The sequence below is a fragment of the Paenibacillus sp. FSL W7-1332 genome (assembly GCF_037969785.1).
GTDB lineage: Bacteria > Bacillota > Bacilli > Paenibacillales > Paenibacillaceae > Paenibacillus_AQ.
This window is the reverse complement of the sequence record NZ_CP150209.1, coordinates 1,448,186-1,465,553: the sequence shown is the minus strand read 5'-3', so window position 1 is coordinate 1,465,553 and position 17,368 is coordinate 1,448,186. Positions and strand designations below refer to the sequence as shown.

The 17,368-nt window shown below is 53.1% G+C and carries 10 protein-coding genes; 2 read left to right on the top strand and 8 right to left on the bottom strand.

What is annotated here, in order from left to right:
* Window positions 1-201 precede the first annotated feature (201 nt).
* On the top strand, window positions 202-1,140 hold the full coding sequence (locus MKX98_RS06285) for an SGNH/GDSL hydrolase family protein (protein WP_339222118.1): 939 nt from the start codon (window positions 202-204) through the stop codon (window positions 1,138-1,140).
* Between the two features lie 142 nt (window positions 1,141-1,282).
* On the opposite strand, the gene msrA is transcribed toward MKX98_RS06285, so the two are convergent.
* The 3 genes from msrA to MKX98_RS06270 form a co-directional block, all read right to left on the bottom strand.
* Entirely contained in the window at window positions 1,283-2,287 is a 1,005-nt protein-coding gene (msrA, locus tag MKX98_RS06280; protein WP_339222116.1) for a peptide-methionine (S)-S-oxide reductase MsrA, read from the bottom strand.
* Between the two features lie 470 nt (window positions 2,288-2,757).
* Window positions 2,758-5,376, bottom strand: a complete 2,619-nt coding sequence (locus MKX98_RS06275) for a glycoside hydrolase family 95 protein (RefSeq protein ID WP_339222114.1) — start codon at window positions 5,374-5,376, stop codon at window positions 2,758-2,760.
* 72 nt (window positions 5,377-5,448) lie between these two features.
* Entirely contained in the window at window positions 5,449-8,229 is a 2,781-nt protein-coding gene (locus tag MKX98_RS06270; RefSeq protein ID WP_339224335.1) for a discoidin domain-containing protein, read from the bottom strand.
* A gap of 286 nt (window positions 8,230-8,515) precedes the next feature.
* On the opposite strand from MKX98_RS06270, the gene MKX98_RS06265 reads away from it, so the two are divergent.
* Window positions 8,516-10,345, top strand: coding sequence for a glycoside hydrolase family 97 catalytic domain-containing protein (locus MKX98_RS06265; RefSeq protein WP_339222112.1), 1,830 nt, complete (start codon window positions 8,516-8,518; stop codon window positions 10,343-10,345).
* 105 nt (window positions 10,346-10,450) lie between these two features.
* On the opposite strand, the gene MKX98_RS06260 is transcribed toward MKX98_RS06265, so the two are convergent.
* From MKX98_RS06260 to MKX98_RS06240, 5 genes are all read right to left on the bottom strand, one after another.
* Entirely contained in the window at window positions 10,451-12,292 is a 1,842-nt protein-coding gene (locus MKX98_RS06260; protein ID WP_339222111.1) for a sensor histidine kinase, read from the bottom strand.
* Window positions 12,289-13,314, bottom strand: a complete 1,026-nt coding sequence (locus MKX98_RS06255) for a response regulator (RefSeq protein WP_071221295.1) — start codon at window positions 13,312-13,314, stop codon at window positions 12,289-12,291. Before MKX98_RS06255 ends, MKX98_RS06260 begins: the two co-directional genes overlap by 4 nt.
* Before the next feature lie 212 nt (window positions 13,315-13,526).
* Window positions 13,527-15,107: an extracellular solute-binding protein gene (locus MKX98_RS06250; protein ID WP_339222109.1), complete on the bottom strand. Its 1,581-nt coding sequence runs from the start codon at window positions 15,105-15,107 to the stop codon at window positions 13,527-13,529.
* A 141-nt stretch (window positions 15,108-15,248) separates the two neighbouring features.
* Window positions 15,249-16,121 carry a carbohydrate ABC transporter permease gene (locus MKX98_RS06245; RefSeq protein WP_339222107.1) on the bottom strand — a complete coding sequence of 291 codons (873 nt, stop codon included), beginning with the start codon at window positions 16,119-16,121 and terminating at the stop codon, window positions 15,249-15,251.
* A gap of 15 nt (window positions 16,122-16,136) precedes the next feature.
* Window positions 16,137-17,087, bottom strand: coding sequence for an ABC transporter permease subunit (locus tag MKX98_RS06240; RefSeq protein WP_339222105.1), 951 nt, complete (start codon window positions 17,085-17,087; stop codon window positions 16,137-16,139).
* Window positions 17,088-17,368: the final 281 nt, after the last annotated feature.

The following is a 17,368-nucleotide window of genomic DNA, read 5'->3' as shown; positions in this document are numbered from 1 at the left end:
CTACGATCCGAAGCCCGGCGTTCAAAGTCGTTAATATCAGGCAACAAAGTCAAAAACGTCCCGTATCCCCTCCTTGCCTCCCTACCCTAAAATAAAGACTAAGCTATGTTCTCTTCTATCCACCTTATAAGGTCTCGAATTTTTCGGGCAGTTGGACCGTATGGTCTTGCCCATCCATACTTGAACAAGGAGGATCTGCCAATGACTAAATTAAAGGTAGAGGATGGGGCACTTGCCTATACGGGCAATTGGACCGTCCAGCATACGGCCAACGCCAGTCTGCACAGCAGGCATGATTCGGATGGAACGCCTGCTGCCAACGCGTCGGCCTCCTGGAGCGGATACATCAGAGGGATAGACATATATGCCACGAAGGGGAACAGCTTCGGCCTAGCCGATGTATATGTCGGCGACGTGTTCCACGGGAAAATCGACTTCTACAGCGCCACTGCACAGCACGGCGTGCTCGTCTATTCCATAACCGGTCTAACGGAGGGCTACCACACCATATCCATTCGGAAAAAGGGGATCAAAAACGCCGCATCCACAGCCTGTTATGTTGATATCGATTATCTTCTGCCCGATTTCGTTCATCCGAAAACGGAGCGTATAAGAAACATCGTCTGCATCGGAGACTCCATCACCTTCGGCGCCAATGTCGCCTCCCGGCCCGACTCGCTCTATGGACGAAGACTTCAGCAGATGCTCTCCATTCCGGTAAGCATTCACGGTCTGTCCGGGGCACCGATCCATACTATCACCCAAATCCTAGATGCGGTCGTCGCTCCGAGTAAGCCGGATCTGATCCTATGGCTTGCGGGGATGAATAATACAAATCCCCGCGCCGATTTGGAACGGGGATTTGATAAAATACGTGAACTGTTGCCGGATGCCAATATCATAGGTTCGACTATCCAATACAACACTTACTATACGAATGAACAAAATATGGTAAAGGTAAACGAGGTAAAAACAGCTTGCCTGAACAAAGGGATTTCATGCGCTGACCTATATGCGGCTACAACCGGCAATACGTACATCAATACACCTGAAGGAACGGTGCATCCGAATGGAGATGGACAAGGCCTGATCGCCAATCTGTTTTACAATGAAATCGTAAAGCTTCTTAGGAACGGCTAATTCATCCCTAGATGATCCCAGCGTCATCACGCCATAACCTTGCGACATCCTTCTGGAGAATCTATGTTCCTTCCCACTGCTCCAAAGGAAGTGAATGTACGCTCTTAAACGGACTGTGTTCTATGGAGTCACTGACGTAACCTTACATTCTTATCCTCGAAGCATTAATTTCTCGGCAGCTCTCTATCTGGAGATCGGGCTTTTCACCGTACCCTTCCCGAACCATCTCCCCCTCCGACACAAAGCGCAGCGCCGCCGAGTTTATCTGGTAATGCAAGCCGCCAGGCGGAGGTCCGTCATGGTATAGGTGACCGAGGTAAGAGCCGGACAATCTGCCATAGAGCGCGGTGCGTACCTTGCCGCCGCGAAGATCTCCTTTTTTGCTGATATATCCCTCATGCAGGGGTTTCATAAAAGCCGGCAATCCCGTTCGGGCATCATATTGGTCGGTTGAGCTGAATAAAGGGTCTCCGTTCACCACATCCACGTAAATCCCCCGGCTTGTGTTATTCCAATACGGATTATCATAAGCGGGCTCATCCAAGCCTTCTTGCGTCACTGCATACTGGAGCGCGGTAAGACGCCTCTGCAGCTCTTCCTTGTCCTGTTTCCGATCCCAATGCCGCTCGACAAAAGAAGCTCTGCCGGAGCCCTCATAATACCGGTTATAGTCATAACGGTGGGTATTATAGTAATTCTGGTGAAGATCCTCCGCAGGATAAAAGGGCCCCGCAGGCAGAATCGGTGTCACAATCTTCCCCTTGAACCGGCCGCTAAGCTGCAGGCTGCGCTTGGAGGCTTCCGCCTGCTCGCGCTGCGCCCCGTCATGCACGAAAATCGCTGACCGGTACGACGCCCCACGGTCCATGAACTGGCCTTCCGCATCCGTTGGATCAATCAAGCGCCAGTAAATGTCCAGGAGCCTTGTATACGGGAACACATCGGGTTCAAACCGGATTTGCACAGCTTCGTAATGACCTGTCGTTTCCGTTCCCACTTCTTCATAGGTTGGATTCTCCGTATGGCCGCCCGTGTAACCCGAAACCAGGGATAGAATACCAGGAAGCTCGTCAAACGGCTTCACCATGCACCAGAAACAACCGCCAGCAAATGTCGCCAATTGCGTCTTTCCAATTGCATGATACAAGGCAGTCCCTCCTTTGATGTTTGTCTGTTTCATTATGATACTAGTGTAGTCTTGAGGACTCAATCGCAGCAAGTATCCTTACTCTTCACTAGTATTTTGTGCAATCGATCCGTTATTGAGGTCTAGAAAGGGGTATGATAAGATAAGAATAGCAATAAGGAGCAGCCGGCCTATGGCTACTCCTTTGTACAAACATCTTGAGCAGGATTTCTCCTCCAAGATCAAGTCAGGAATGAGAAAGTAACCCACTTAGGCGCCAACCTTAGGAGTGGGTTACTTTCGTCGTTTATCGATGTAAGTCAGCAATGCCAGCAGGAAAATCCCGAAGGTTATCACTTCACCGAACGAAACGTTCATCGCACCACCTCCTTTAAGAGGAGTGCGCCCACTCAAGGTGTGTATGTACAATCCAAATTATAACATTCTATTGTTCCCTCACAGATAGATTTCTCTATTCTTTTAAATTAAATTTATTCTTCAACCGCTTTATATGTCTCCCTCACAGACTTTCCCCAGCTACAGCTTGCACCCTGCTGCATCGAGAACGAGTAGCAATACGCTCCTCCGGATATCGTGGTACTTGTCAGCGTAATTTCCTCAAGCTGTATCTCCTCCATCAGGACCAGCGGTGAACGGGACCATATCCTGCATTCCCCCGCCTTGTCGGCGCCAATCTTCACCTCGGTCAGTTCGCCTTCCTCCCAGCGCATGTCGACAACAAAGCCGCCGCGGGCACGAAGCCCCTTCACCTCACCTCTGTTCCACTGGTGGGGCAGCGCAGGGAGCAGCCGTAACTCTCCCGTATGCGATTGCAGCAGCATTTCGGCGACACCCGCAATCCCGCCGAAATTACCGTCGATTTGAAAAGGCGGGTGGCAGTCCAGCAGATTCGGATAAGTCGAGGAAGCCAGCAAATGCACCAGATGCTCGTGCGCTTCCGCGCCGCGCTGCAGCCTGGCGTAATAATTGATAATCCAGGCCCGGCTCCAGCCCGTGTGACCACCGCCATGCGCAAGCCGCCGTTCCAAGGTCTTGTAAGCCGCATCGGCAAGCTCCTGGGACTTCTCAGGATCAATCTGCTCGCCCGGATACAGGGCGAACAGCTGCGAGATATGCCGATGTCCGGGATCAGCCTCCTCGTAATCATCCAGCCATTCCATGATCCCCCCATGCCTTCCAATCCGCGGTGCCGGAATTTCTTGCAGTGCGGTTTGAAGCTCTTCAAGGAAGGCAGCTTCATCACCAACGAGATGGCCTGCCTCTAGACAAGCCCGGAACAAGGCCGTCGCAATCTGCGCATCCATGGCGGGCCCCATGCACAAGCTGCCGATGGCTCCGTTCGGAAGCACAAATCGGTTCTCCGGCGATACGGAAGGCCCGGTTATCCGTCTTCCTTCCTCATCCACCGTCATGTAATCCAGCAGGAATACCGCCGCTTCCTTCATGACCGGATACGCTCGCTCCCGCAGGAAATCCGTTTCCCCGCCAAACCGGTAATGCTCCCATAGATGCAGGCACAGCCACGCGGCTCCCATCGGCCATACGGTACAGGTCATCAATATTCCTTCAGGCCGGGTCTCTCCCCATAGATTTGTGTTATGATGCGCTGCGAAACCCCGGCAGCCATACATCTCGCGAGCCGTGTCCCGGCCATTCGGGAGCATGCGGTGAATCAGGTCGAACAGCGGCTCGTGACACTCCGCCAGACCCAGCAGCTCTGCCGGCCAATAGTTCATCTGAATGTTCACATTGATCGTATACTTCGATTCCCAGGGCGGGGTGAAGCTGTCATTCCATATCCCTTGCAAATTTGCCGCGAGAGATCCGGGTCTTGAGCAGGAGATAAGCAAATAACGCCCGTATTGGACATACAACGCGATCAATTCGAGATCGCTATTCTCTGCAGAAGCCCCTTCTGCCTTGACTCTTTCCTTCAACAAATTCAACCGCTGATCGGTGGGCAGGAATGAACAATCATCCTCTGCACAATCCGAATTTCCAACTGGGTCTGACCCGGAAATACGGTCTGTCCCATTCGGAATGCCATTTTCCCTTTCAGTTAACCCTGCTCTATTCACACCCTTCTTGCTGGAACCGAGAAAAATCGAGAACCGTTCAAACTTCTCCCGATATTCCTCCAGATGGCGGCTTTCCAGCTGTTCGAACGACATGCCTGCTGCATGATCCAGCCGATCCAGACATACCTTGTCCGGCTGCTGACACCGAAAGGTTGTCTGGGCTGACAGCAGCAGCGTAACCGAATTCGCCCCTTCTACCGAGAGAAAATCACCGATGGCTCGGACCCTTCCTCCCTCAGCGACAGCCCGTAGTGCCGTGCAAAAGGAAATGCCGTCCGTACCGCATTCGCCTTTCATCAGCAAGGTATCATGCCCTAACGAATCCGTTCCACTGTCATAAGGGCGACGCATCAGGTTTGCCGCAAAGGTCAGCGCCCCCGGCCGATCGGCAGTTAGGCGAATCACCATCACGTCATCCGGCGCAGTGACAAAATACTGCCTGCGATAGCCTGTGCCGCCCGAAGAATAGGATACGGTCACCATGGACCGCTCCAAATCCAGCTCTCGCTCGTAATGCTCCACCGCTTCCTCGGCATCCAGGAACTTGAGCAGCAGATCGCCCAGCGGCTGGTAAGGCTGCTCGTATTTCGGGGATGAAGTCATCGCCATCCGGGCCAAATGCTCAGCCTCGGCCTGACGTCCATCCCGCAGCATCTGCCTGATCTCGCTCAAATATTCGGTGGCGTCAGGGTTGGCTCCCCTTCCCGGACCACCATACCAGAGGGAATCCTCGTTAAGCTGCACCCGCTCAAGCGAGGTCTTGCCAAAAACCATGCCGCCCAAGCGTCCATTCCCCAAGGGCAATGCTTCGTTCCACTCGGCCGCCGGAGAAGCGTACCATAACCGCAAGCGCCGATTTGCGGATGTATCAGGCTGCCGCCATGCGGTTTCATGACCTGCCGCTTCAATCTTGCCGTGCTGTCTTGCACGATCTGGCTCGGCATGATGTCCCCCAAGAGAACGTTCCGTATCTCTTCCAATTGTCTCCCTCTCCACCTTCTCCACCTTCATACACGTCCCCTTCTTCGCGAAGAAGGGGATGATCAGCGTTTCCCCTGATAATCCCCTGTTCGCTCCATATAATTATGGCTGCTCTGGTATATCTAACGAACCGCCGCCCACAGGCGTACGTGCCAAATTATCCACTGCTTGCTGCCCCAGGCGATCCTTCAACTGCTGGACGAATAAACTCTGAAGCGCTACATGCCGGTCAGCGTATTCCCAATAGCCGTCCTCGCGCGGTCTTGAATCATAATCATTCGGAACGAGCGGTTTCACATTCAGACCGTCTTCGGTCGGGATATGGCCGATGACATAGTTTTGTGCCGTTGGGGGCTTCTGGGCAACCAGCCCGCCTTCGGTATTCCACATGACGTAATTCGCTCCCGCCCAGCCATGTCCGCTGCCCAGCCAGCCGCGGTCGCGGACGCTGATACGCGCACTGACGTTGTCGTACAGGCCGCCCGTGGACCAGCGATGATGCGGCTCGCTTGTATTGTATTCGCGAGTGGCCTTATTGTCGTACATGACATTCGGTCCTTGTACGCGGCTCTCAATAACATAAGCATGACGTGAAGTTTCCGTATAATTGCGCTGCACCAGATTTAGTTGCCCCTGGATGAAAAAGCTGTAACGACGACCGCCGGTAATCACGCTGACCATATCGTACATTTCGCTGTCCTGCACGGTGACCCACTTGGCCTGCCGTCCTACCTGCACCAAGGCGTAGGAGAAATGGTAGCCGTCCACCTCGCGCACCCAGGCATTCTTCACGCTGTTCATCATAATGAATCGTTCCGCATGCGCCTCATCGGAATAATACGGGGTATCCAGAACATCGTTATCCATCTTGGTATCGGTCTTGCTCGGATCAAAATCGGATATGGCTCGCATGTTCTCAATCCCAACCTGTTCAATTCGTGACTCATCCGTCGCCTTGAACAGCTTGCCTCCGCCCCATTGACGTTCAATGGCATTCGCTAATGGAGCATCCACCGTAATCCGGTTGCCGTCAATGGCCGTAATGACGCGATCAAAATCCAGATTGAACGGGGACCACTGCTGCGTTCCCCCGGTCCTTGGCCGCATGTAAATATGGTCCATGCCGATCTCATGAATCCAGCGATCATTGCCGATTCTTCGTACAATGACAGAATCGCCAACCTGATAACCGGAGGCATTCTGCACATGGAATGATCGCGATCCTGCCGGAACGTACAGATCCTGGATGTCCGTCTCCGTCCCGTCAACAATTGCCGCACCATTCGTTCCGCCCACGACAATCAAGTTTCTCGCCGTTGTTCCCGTGCCGCGGATGATGGTGCCGTCCTCGCTCTTGCCTTCACCCCGGAGCACGACCCCGCTGGCCTGAATGTTCAGGGAACCGCCGACCAAATATGTGCCCTTCTTCAGCAGCACCGCCCCCCGGAAACCATCCGCGTCACGCGGCATCCGGGACACCTCATCAATCGCCGCCTGCAGCATCGCCGTATCGTCTCCGCCGGTTGGCTGTACGGCAATTCTCGCCTGAACGTCGGGCAGTTTCATACCGCCACCCAAATAACCGACGTTTGAGAAATCGATGATCCGGTTCCCCTTATAATCGGGAACGTACACCATCCTTCCGTCTTTTCCGGTATAGGCGATTCGGCTCTGGCCATCAGGAATTCCCTTCTTGGGCATGACGGTATAAAACAAGCTGTCATAGTACGTTTCCCCGTCAGCGGCTTGGAAAGTCATCCGCACCTCGTACGTGCCCGGCACCTTCATCCCACCCGGAAGCGTTAACGATTGCGTTACCCCTGCCAGCAGCGCCTTCGTGCCCAGCGAGCCTCTGGATTGACCGTCCTTGAACCATCTGGCGGATACGGTTCCATCCAAGTTCGGAGCGATCGTTACAACTGGCAGCTCCTTGCCCTCCCCCAAGATCGCCGCCTCGCCAATCATTTGGACCAATGACGGATGCGTGAACGAACTGAAAGCAATGTATTTCGCATCCTGGAATTCCTGGTCGTCCTTCACGACAATCCAGAAATCCGGCGTACGCATCGCTTGGCCGTTGATGCTGGTTTCCGCATACATCCGGGTGGCGCCTACCTTGACACCGGTTACCGAGCCTTCGGAAGTAACCGCAGCGCTGGTTCCCACTACATGGTATTGTACCTGGCCTTGAGGCAGTGTCATCCACTCGCCGTTCACCTGTTTGCCGCGCGCCTCCACGACAGATGTACCTCCTATGTCCAAGGTAAGTTCATCATTGTTGTTATAAGGGGTTCCATCCGGCTTCACGAAGGCCAGCTCCGTTACATCGGACGGGATTCCTTGATCTCCATCCTGCATATAAAGCTCCAACTCCTTAAGCTGAACATTAAGATTTCGGCTTAGCTGCAGCGATAACCGAATTTGGGAAGCGCTTACGGAATCAAACGTGATCGATTCCTGACCGTCCGCTCGAATACCCCCGTTCTTCGTGTAGGCTCTGGTCCAGGACTCACCGTCACGGGAGTAATCCACCTCGATACTTCCCAAATTATCTCCCCGGTTCAAATCCAGGACGACCAGGTTTAAGGACTGCTCGCTTCCCAGGTCCACCTGTATGTGTACGCTCATGTCCTCACGGTCTGTGCTCGCCGGCTGCCAGTAGGTATCACGACTACCGTCAATGGCCTTCACAGCTTCACGCCCGCTGATCTCGGAACTGGCCGTCGCCTGCTTATTCAAAGCCAGGTTGACCCGCTCCATGGCATCCGGAACAGCCGTTTCCCCCTGTATTGGCGGATTGCCGAACGAAAACAGAAGAATACCCAGCAGCAGTATGAAACTTCCTCTTCTTGCCTGCCTGTTACGCTTGCGTACCTGTCTCATCAATCATCACCCATCCTTTGTCATATGTAGTGATTACGATCCACCCGCGATTACATGATTCCCTCCTATCAAACACCTTTTGATGATGCTTCCATGATAAAACAGCGACTGCCCGCCAGACCATGCCGTAACTTGCGGAATGGCCGTGTTTTTTTATGGAGTAACACAACGTAAGAAAACACAACCCGGAGCGAACGGAACCGTATGCTAAGGCTTCGCTGTGTCCGTTACAATGAAACTGCAGTGGATACGACATTCTTGCAGCGACAAGGAAGGAGTTTCGTTTATGGATCATGAGTTATCCCGGCCTCCGTCAGCCCCCTTTCACGCACAGCTTCATTCGCCTGACGGGAATCTGCAGATCACACTGGAACAAGAACATAACAGCCCTCTCTTTTATACGGTTATGAACAAGCAATTCCGGGTTCTCGAGAAGTCACCGCTCGGACTGATAACCGACAAATACAAATTTCAGCAAGGCATCATTCAAGGGGTTGAGTACAACACGATCACGGAGCATTACGAGCTTGTGACCGGCAAGCAAAAATCGCAGTCTTACGAAGCAAGCGAGATGTTGCTGCTGACTTCGGTGGAGAATCATCAGGTGAAGATTCGTTTCCGTGCTTTTCAAGACGGCGTTGCATACCGGTATGAGCTGCACGGAGAAGGAGATATTCGCATCGAGAACGAGCTCTCCGGATTCCATCTTCCGGAAGACCGGATGCTCAACGTTTGGGCGCAGCCGTTCATGCGGTGTTATGAACGAACCTATGACCATGCCATGCCGGGGCATCTTCGGGGAGGACACTTTGGTTTCCCGCTGCTGGTCCAATCGGCAGAGGATCAATGGCTGCTGCTGACAGAAGCTGCCGTGGATGGCGGTTATGGCGCCAGTCATCTCGCAGCGGATGAGCAAGATGGCCGGAAGCTCCGCATCTCGTACGCCCCGGATCAGGAAACGCCGATTGCTGCGCAGCTTCCACTCTCGACTCCCTGGCGTGTTATGATCATCGGATCGCTCGGGGAGCTGGTCTCGTCTTCGGTAACGACTCACCTATGCCCCCCGTCCGTGCTGCAAGATATCTCTTGGATCTCCCCGGGCCGAGCAGCCTGGTCCTGGTACGCGGAAGCCGATTCCTGCGGCGATATGAATATTCAACGACAGCATGTGGATTTTGCCGCCGAGATGGGATGGGAATACAGCGTCGTGGACGGCGGATGGGAAGGCAAGCTGGACGTGCCGCAGCTCATCGCTTACGCGAAACAGCGTGGCGTCGGCATCTGGCTGTGGACGCATTATAAAGGGCTGAATACGAAGGAGCTCCGTGAAGAGAAATTGCGCCTGTGGGCATCCTGGGGCGCCGTTGGCATCAAGGTCGATTTCTTCGACAGCGACAACCAGGAGACGCTCCAGGTCTATGATGCCATTGCCGAATCCGCTGGCAGGCATTGGCTGATGGTCAATTTCCATGGATCGACCAAACCAAGCGGCGAGCATCGGACTTGGCCTCACGTGATGACAAGAGAAGGCGTTTACGGTGCGGAATATTACCGAGCGCAGAGTGAAGGGCCTAACGCGGCTCATCTCTGTACGCTGCCGTTCACGAGGAATGTGATCGGGTCCATGGATTTTACGCCGGTCACGTTCAGCAGGCGGACCACGACGACCCAAGGGCAGCAGCTGGCCCTGGCCATCCTCTTCGAATCCGGCATCCAGCATTATGCGGATGCGATCTCGGTCTTCGCGGATCATCCCGGCAAACCGCTTTTGGCCGCCGTTCCAGCCGCCTGGGATGAGATTCGGCTGCTGGAAGGTTATCCGGGCCGGTTCGTTACGATAGCAAGACGCTCTGGCGTGGAATGGTTTGTCGCATCGATCTGCGCCGCCGGAGGACGGGAAGTCCATATCCCGCTGGATTTCCTAGAAGATAACCAAGCGTACCAAGCCGTGATCTATCAGGAACAGGCGGAAGCGGACGAATATCGATATCGTTCCATTCTTCCTCCCATTGAGGTCCATACGGAAACGTGCTGCGCCAAGGATGCCATCAAGATACGTCTCAAGGTGTACGGCGGCGTTTCCATCCATCTCACGCCGCAAGCGGAGAACAAGTAAAGCCAATCATTCTTGGAGATAAGGAGGATAAGTCTCCGAAGGTTAACCTTTCACATCTCTACACAAATGCAAGGCCTGTCCTCCAATCCGGAAGCAGGCCTTGCATTATGCCCGCGGCGGACGTGGCATGACCATGCGGATAGTGGTTCCCGTTCCCTCGCCTGCCGAGGTCACACGGAGTCCGTAGGTCTCGCCGAATACCAACTGAATCCGCCGATGCACATTCAGCAGGCCGATGCCTCCGGTACCACTGAGGTTCAGGGAGGATTCAGGCACATGATTCACGTGGTTGTACTCATAGGACAGCCGTGCCGCAACCTCGCGCAGCTGCTCATCCGTCATGCCGATGCCGTTATCCGTCACGCTGACCCAGAAGGAATCATCATCGCATCCGGCAGAGATCATGATGTACTGCGATGCTTCGATTCCGTCCGGAAAGGCATGCTGGAATGCATTTTCGATTAAGGGTTGGAGCGTCAATCGCACCATTTTATATAGAAGCAGCTCATGGGGTACCTCCACCCGAAGATCGAACTCCAGGTCGTGCCGATGCTTCATGATCGTCATGTAGTTCAACACATGCTTGAGCTCATTCGCGATCGTGATTTCCTCCAGCGACGTCAGCAAGGAATACCGCATCATAAAGCCAAGCGAGGACACCATTTCAGTAATCTCCGATGAACCTTCGACCTCGGCATAACATACGATGGTCTCCAGCGTGTTGTACATAAAATGCGGATTGATCTGGAGCTGAAGCGCCTGGAATTCGGCCTTCTGCCGTTCGATAATCGTTTTCTGCTGCTGCAGCTCGGTCTCGTATACCCGCTCGATTAATTCCGACAGCCGGGTCACCATCAGATTGTACCGCTGCATCATTTCCGTCAGCTCGTCCTCGCGTTTAGGAAGCTCCAAGGGAATCCACCGCCCCTGCTCCGTCTGGCGCATCCCGCGGATAATCGTCTGGACGGGCTGCGTAATGGACCGGGTAAAGCGGTAAGCAAGCAGACAAGCGGCAATGAGGCTGATCAAGCCGATCGTCCAGACCGTAGAACGAATGCTGGCAATCGGCTTGCGCCACTCCTCCAGCGGCATCGAAGCCACCAGACGCCATCCGGAATAGGGAGACATCCGCGTCATAAACACCCTCTGCTCTCCATCGGCCGTCGTATATCTGAAGGATTCCTCGTCTGCGCTCATAATGGCGGCAGTCAGCTTCGGGTCCTTGGCCGGAGACGAGGCGTTATGCACCAGCCCCTCAGGCTGGTAGACTACTTGGCCGCTGGCATCCGCGATATAGAAGTATCCGCGTTCGCCAAGATCAATTCCCTTCCAGAGGGAGGATAACTCCTGGGAACGCACTTCCATGGCGAGCACCCCTTTTTCCGCAGTGGAGGATAGACCCTTGATCAGTCTTGTCATGCGTACCACGCTGCCGCTGCGTCCTGGTATAATGCTCTCCGTATGAATCATGAGACCGCTTTCATCCTTCGTCGTATTGCGGAGGTCCGTCAGCTGCTTCGCCTTCTCCTCTGCACTGAATACCGGAGCGGTAAAATCAGAGCCGAAGCTGTACGTGGCATTTCCGTTGTAAGACAGGAGATACATGGTCAGCAGCTCGGGCCCCCGATCCATGAGGGGACGGAATACCGTATCCTTGATCGTCGAGCTGATTTGATAGTACTCGTAATGGTCCGCCGGGTTAGGCAAATCCACGAATTTCTTCAATTCCCGGTTGGTCAATAAGGAGATCATCGTGCGGTCGTAGGATTTAATGTACAGATCGGTATGGTTCAAGGCATTCTGTACGATTTGCGACATATGCCGGTCCAGCTGGCGGTCCAGCTCAGCTGATGAGCGCGTGTAGGTAACGATGCCGATCAACAAGGTAGTCAGCACAATAATGGATACAAAGTACAGAAACAACTTGCGGTACAGTTTATTTTTCATCCGTTAAAGCCCAGCATCGTCCGATATTCCGTCGGCGTATGTCCCGTTACCTTCTTGAACATTTTCGTAAAATGGGGATAATCCTCGTAGCCGACATTAGCCGCCACGTCGATGATCCGCATATGCGGCAGGGCCAGCAACTCCTTCGCCCGCTCCATTCGCCGGTGAATCCGGTACCTTACAAAAGTATCGCCCGTCATCTTCTTAAACATCGCGCTAAAATACGTCGGCGTATAACCGGCCATTTCCGCCACTTCCTCAAGGGTGATCTCCTCGGACAGATGCGTGTCGATATACGATTTCACTTCATCCAGCGGGTTCTTGAAATTCCCCCACCGCTGCGTTACCAGATCGGCGGTCATCTGCTTGACCCTCAGCTCAAACTCGTTCAACAGCTGCTCCTGCACCGTGTGGTGACCGATGGGTTCAATTACCGAAACCTCCATGTACCCCTTCGAGACGAGACGTCGGAAAATCATGCCCACCGCATCATCCAGCAGCTGCTGAAGCTGTGGAACACTGAGTCCCGCCGCCTGCAGATGCGCCCTCCAATCGAGCAACAGCCGATCGAGCTGTTCAGTCTGCAGCATCCAGATCTCCTGCCCGATATTTTCAATCCAATCGACATAGGAAGCCAGCGATACAATACCTTTATTGCGGTGTTTGACAATCGCGTCAAACGTTTGGTGCAGCACTACGCCAGTGACCGGCTTTAGCAGATAATGCTTAACCCCGTAAGCCAGACATTGCTGCGCATATTGGAATTCGCCATAACCCGATATAACGATTATTTGAATGTGCCCGTACTGCTCATGAAGCTCCTGACACAGCTCCAACCCGCCCATACGTGGCATGCGAATATCGGTCAGCAGTACATCCGGCTCGAATTCCTTGATCAGGGAGAGCGCATGCTCACCATTCACGGCCGTGTCGATGGCATCAAACTGCAGACGGTAGGTCTCCGCCATCTTGACCAGCCCTCTTCGGATTACAGGTTCGTCGTCAGCAATAAGCAACCGCATATCATTTTAGCCTCCTGTATGTAAAAGAATAAGTATGAGGCAAACATCGAATGGAACAATAAGGTATCCGCGGCGGATACCTGTGATGGTAAGACCGGCGGATACCTTGATTTTTCATCCTTCGCTCATTTTTGTTTAAACGCTTACATATTGGATCTATTGTACACGATTTAAGGGACAAACAGGAGATGCCCTGCTTCCTATCTTGGATGTTATCTCGTACGGTCTACCACATTCTCTTTGTTCTTCCAGCGCTCCGTCGCTTCCTTGATGATCTCATCCCCGCCCTTGGCCCGGTATTCCTCCAGCACCTTCGGCCAATCGGTGATCGGCTGCTTGCCGTAAATCATCTTCACCATGCTGTCCAGGATGAATTTAGGTCCCGTATCACCGGTCGAAGCCAAATCCGGGAACTTGGAGAAGCTGTTCAGATTGGCCATGAACGTAATGCCGCCGCGGCCTTCATTGCCCAGCACATCGCTGAACGCCTTGATCACGTCCTGACCATCCTCGGTAAGGGCCGTCTGCTTCTTGTTGTAAGTTAGCTCATGAACGAACCACAGCTGGTTGGCCCGGAAGCCCGCCTCATCGACCTCTTGTTTGGTCACAGGCCACTTATAGTTGACATTCCCGTTCTCCATCGTGTAATTCTCGCCCTCAATCCCGAAGGAGAAGAACATATCGGCTTCCTCCGTCAGCATCCAATCCAGGAATTTAATGATTTCGACGGCTTTCTCCTTACCAACCTTGTTATTGATATAATACGTGGTCGATACCGAGCTGTATAAGCCGAGTCCGCCCTTGCCGTCCGGTCCGGTCGGGGACGGGTAAATATCCACCTTCATCGAAGGATCCACTTCCTTCAGCTTGGTGCGGAACCCGATCAGTCCCTCGCCGTTGGAGGCCCACATCCCGGATTTGCCGGCATTGATATTGCGTCCGTAATCCTCCTGAGAGAGCGAAGCGAAATCCTTCGGGATTAGACCCTCATCGTACATCGTCTTATACGTCTGAAGCGCCTTAGTCATGTTCTCGACATCGAAGAACTTCGGTACGACCTCCCCATCTAGCTCCATGAACTGGAACGGCAGCACATCGTATGCCCCAAGGAAAGTATCCGCATATTTAAAGCCCTCACGGTACTGGTATGGGTGCTCTACACCCAGCTTCTTAAAGGCACGCAGCATATCCAGGTACTCTTCCACGGTTTTAGGCGCTTCCTTGATGCCGGCCTTCTCCATCAGATCCGTGCGAATGAAAGTGGCACGGCGGGACGGATTTTCCAGCCAGGCCGGGATGCCGTAGATTTTGCCGTTATAGGATACTTCCTCCCACGCTGCCGGAGTGACCATTTTCATCAAGTTCGGAGCATGCTCCTTAAGGAGGTCATCCAGCGGCATGAACACCCCGGCTTCCACCGAGCCTGACATGGACCCTGTCGTTGGACCTCCCCGCATATTGCCCACAACGTCCGGGATTTCGTTGCCTGCAAACATCAGACTCATCTTCTGATCAAATTCCTTGTGGGACATCAAGCGAATATCGAGATCCGTGTTCGTCATCCCCTCCAGCTTCAGCACCCATTTGTCCTTATTGATATCGGGTGACGATTCGATGTAGGTGTTGCCGCCCGTGGAAAAAGAAATCGAGAAGGCCAGCTTGCTGGAGTCTGTGCCTTGCTTCGTTTCTTCCGGCTTGGGACTGACAGCTCCCTCTTCCGCTTTTCCCCCGCACCCCGCGAGCAGTGACATCACCATGACGCTGATCAGTAAGACCGTCCAACTTTTTTTCATCAACCTCTCCCCTTTTTCACGAAAAAATAGACAAGTGGCTCATTCATGAGGTAAGCGCTTTCGTTTAATCCATTTCATCGTAGCTCATAACCCTCATATGCAGTATTGGCGTTCTTATTATGGGATTGTGTTCTTTTACGATCAAGATTTGATCGAACCGATGAGCATGCCCTTAATAAAATATTTCTGCAGGAACGGGTAAACCAGGATGATCGGCAGCGTAGCGATCACAATCGTGGCCATCTTGATGCCCTCCGGGGACATATTCGCCAGATTTTCAAACGTGGTGTCCATCTCTCCCATCTGATCGGTTATGACGATCTCCCTCAGACGAACCTGGAGCGGAAACAGCTGACGGCTATTGATATAGTATAGAGCCGACGAGTACGAATTCCAATGCGCAACAGCGTAAAACAACCCCATCGTCGCCATGACCGGCTTGGACAAAGGCAGCACGATGCTCGATATGATCCGCAGCTCCCCGCACCCGTCGATCCGGGCCGAATCAATAATTTCGTTCGGCAGATTCATGAAGAACGAGCGCATGATGAACAGGTTGTACGCGCTGATCGCGCCCGGAATGATCAGGGCCCATACCGTATCCAGCATGTTCAGCGTTTTAATGAGCAGATAATTCGGAATCAGGGGCGCACTGAAAATAAAAGTAACCAGCACGAGCATAAGGATGACTTTTCGTCCCCGATATTCACTGCGCGATAGCGGATAGGCCAGCGAGGCCGTTGCGATCAGGTTGATCCCGGTCCCCACGACGGTCACGAATACGCTGATCATAAAGGAGCGCCATACGGAAGTATCGTTCAAGACGATTGCATAGTTGGAGAGTGTGAACTCAACCGGCCACAGGCCGACGTCTCCCCGCGAAATGGCCACATCGCTGCTAAGCGATTGCGCCGCAACATGCAGAATTGGGAATATCATGGCAGCCGACACAACCGCCAGAAAGATATGGTTGAAAACTTCGAATACGGATTCGCCTTTTGATCGTTTTATCATGTTTTGGTCACCTGCCTAGTATAAGGAATTTCCGGTCGTTTTGCGGCTTATGGCGTTTCCGCCCACGATGAGCAGCAGCCCGATGAGGGATTTGAACAGCCCGATGGCCGTGGTGTAGCTGTACTGCTGTCCGAGAAGACCAACGCGATAAATGTACGTATCCAGAATGTCGCCTTTATTCTCGTTCAAGGCATTCAGGAACACAAACACGCGTTCAAACCCGAAATCGAGGAAATTGCCGATGTTCAGCAGGAACAGAATCATAATCGTGGGCAGAATCGACGGAATCGTTATCGCCAGAGTCTGGCGCCACCGGTTCGCGCCATCTACGCGTGCAGCTTCATACAGATCCGGGTTGATCCCGGCCAGCGCCGCCAAATAAATAATCGTTCCCCAGCCAGCTTCCTTCCAAATGCCGGATCCGATCAGAATTCTGCGAATATAGCTCTCCTCGCCAAGGAAGTAAATCGGTTCAAGTCCCACCCACATCAGAATCTGATTAATGATCCCCGTGGTCGGAGACAGAATGCCTACCGCAATCCCCCCGATAATGACCCAGGACAGAAAGTGGGGCATGTAAATGACCGTCTGCAGCACCCGCTTGTACAGGACAAGACGAATCTCGTTTAACAGCAAGGCCAGAAGGATCGGTACCGGAAACGCAAATACAATGCTGTACATCCCGATCAGCAGGGTGTTCCAGAAGATCCGCAGAAACTCCTCGTACTGAAACATTCGGTAGAACTGATCCAGCCCCACCCATGGGCTTTCCCATATGCCTTTGAATAAGTTGTACTCCTGAAATGCCATGGCGCTGCCGAATAAAGGGACATATTTAAATACCAGAAAATAGAGGATGCCCGGAATCGAGATGAGGTATATCGCCTTGTACTTGCGAAAGCTGGATAACCATTCCCGGCTCCGCGCTGACGGTGTTAGCCGCGTGCTTGGGTTGATGTTCGCCATAAGGACCTCCCGTTGTAAGTTTTCCTTCGTATTCATCGTATAAGCGGAGGTCCATACCAACAATGGCGGCATTTGTTTGTCGATGTGTTTTTTTACGATTGTGTATAAGAGGTTGTTCAAAAAGTCCGCTTTTGATCACGAAGCGAATCAGGAAGCAGCTCGGCATCGAATCTTGAATTCAGCCGGGCCTTCCGGTGCTCACGTACCCAAAACGTACGCTCCGCTCCTGACGTCCCTAGCTTCATCCAACCTTCTCGGTGCTGAAAATCGACCTTTTTGAA

What these genes read in the sequence shown, in the direction of transcription:
- MKX98_RS06285 (WP_339222118.1), top strand. Translation starts at nt 202, where the DNA reads ATGACTAAATTAAAGGTAGAGGATGGGGCACTTGCCTATACGGGCAAT.
- MKX98_RS06275 (WP_339222114.1), bottom strand. Translation starts at nt 5,376, where the DNA reads ATGAAGGTGGAGAAGGTGGAGAGGGAGACAATTGGAAGAGATACGGAA.
- MKX98_RS06270 (WP_339224335.1), bottom strand. Translation starts at nt 8,229, where the DNA reads ATGAGACAGGTACGCAAGCGTAACAGGCAGGCAAGAAGAGGAAGTTTC.
- MKX98_RS06265 (WP_339222112.1), top strand. Translation starts at nt 8,516, where the DNA reads ATGGATCATGAGTTATCCCGGCCTCCGTCAGCCCCCTTTCACGCACAG.
- MKX98_RS06260 (WP_339222111.1), bottom strand. Translation starts at nt 12,292, where the DNA reads ATGAAAAATAAACTGTACCGCAAGTTGTTTCTGTACTTTGTATCCATT.
- MKX98_RS06255 (WP_071221295.1), bottom strand. Translation starts at nt 13,314, where the DNA reads ATGCGGTTGCTTATTGCTGACGACGAACCTGTAATCCGAAGAGGGCTG.
- MKX98_RS06250 (WP_339222109.1), bottom strand. Translation starts at nt 15,107, where the DNA reads ATGAAAAAAAGTTGGACGGTCTTACTGATCAGCGTCATGGTGATGTCA.
- MKX98_RS06245 (WP_339222107.1), bottom strand. Translation starts at nt 16,121, where the DNA reads ATGATAAAACGATCAAAAGGCGAATCCGTATTCGAAGTTTTCAACCAT.
- MKX98_RS06240 (WP_339222105.1), bottom strand. Translation starts at nt 17,087, where the DNA reads ATGGCGAACATCAACCCAAGCACGCGGCTAACACCGTCAGCGCGGAGC.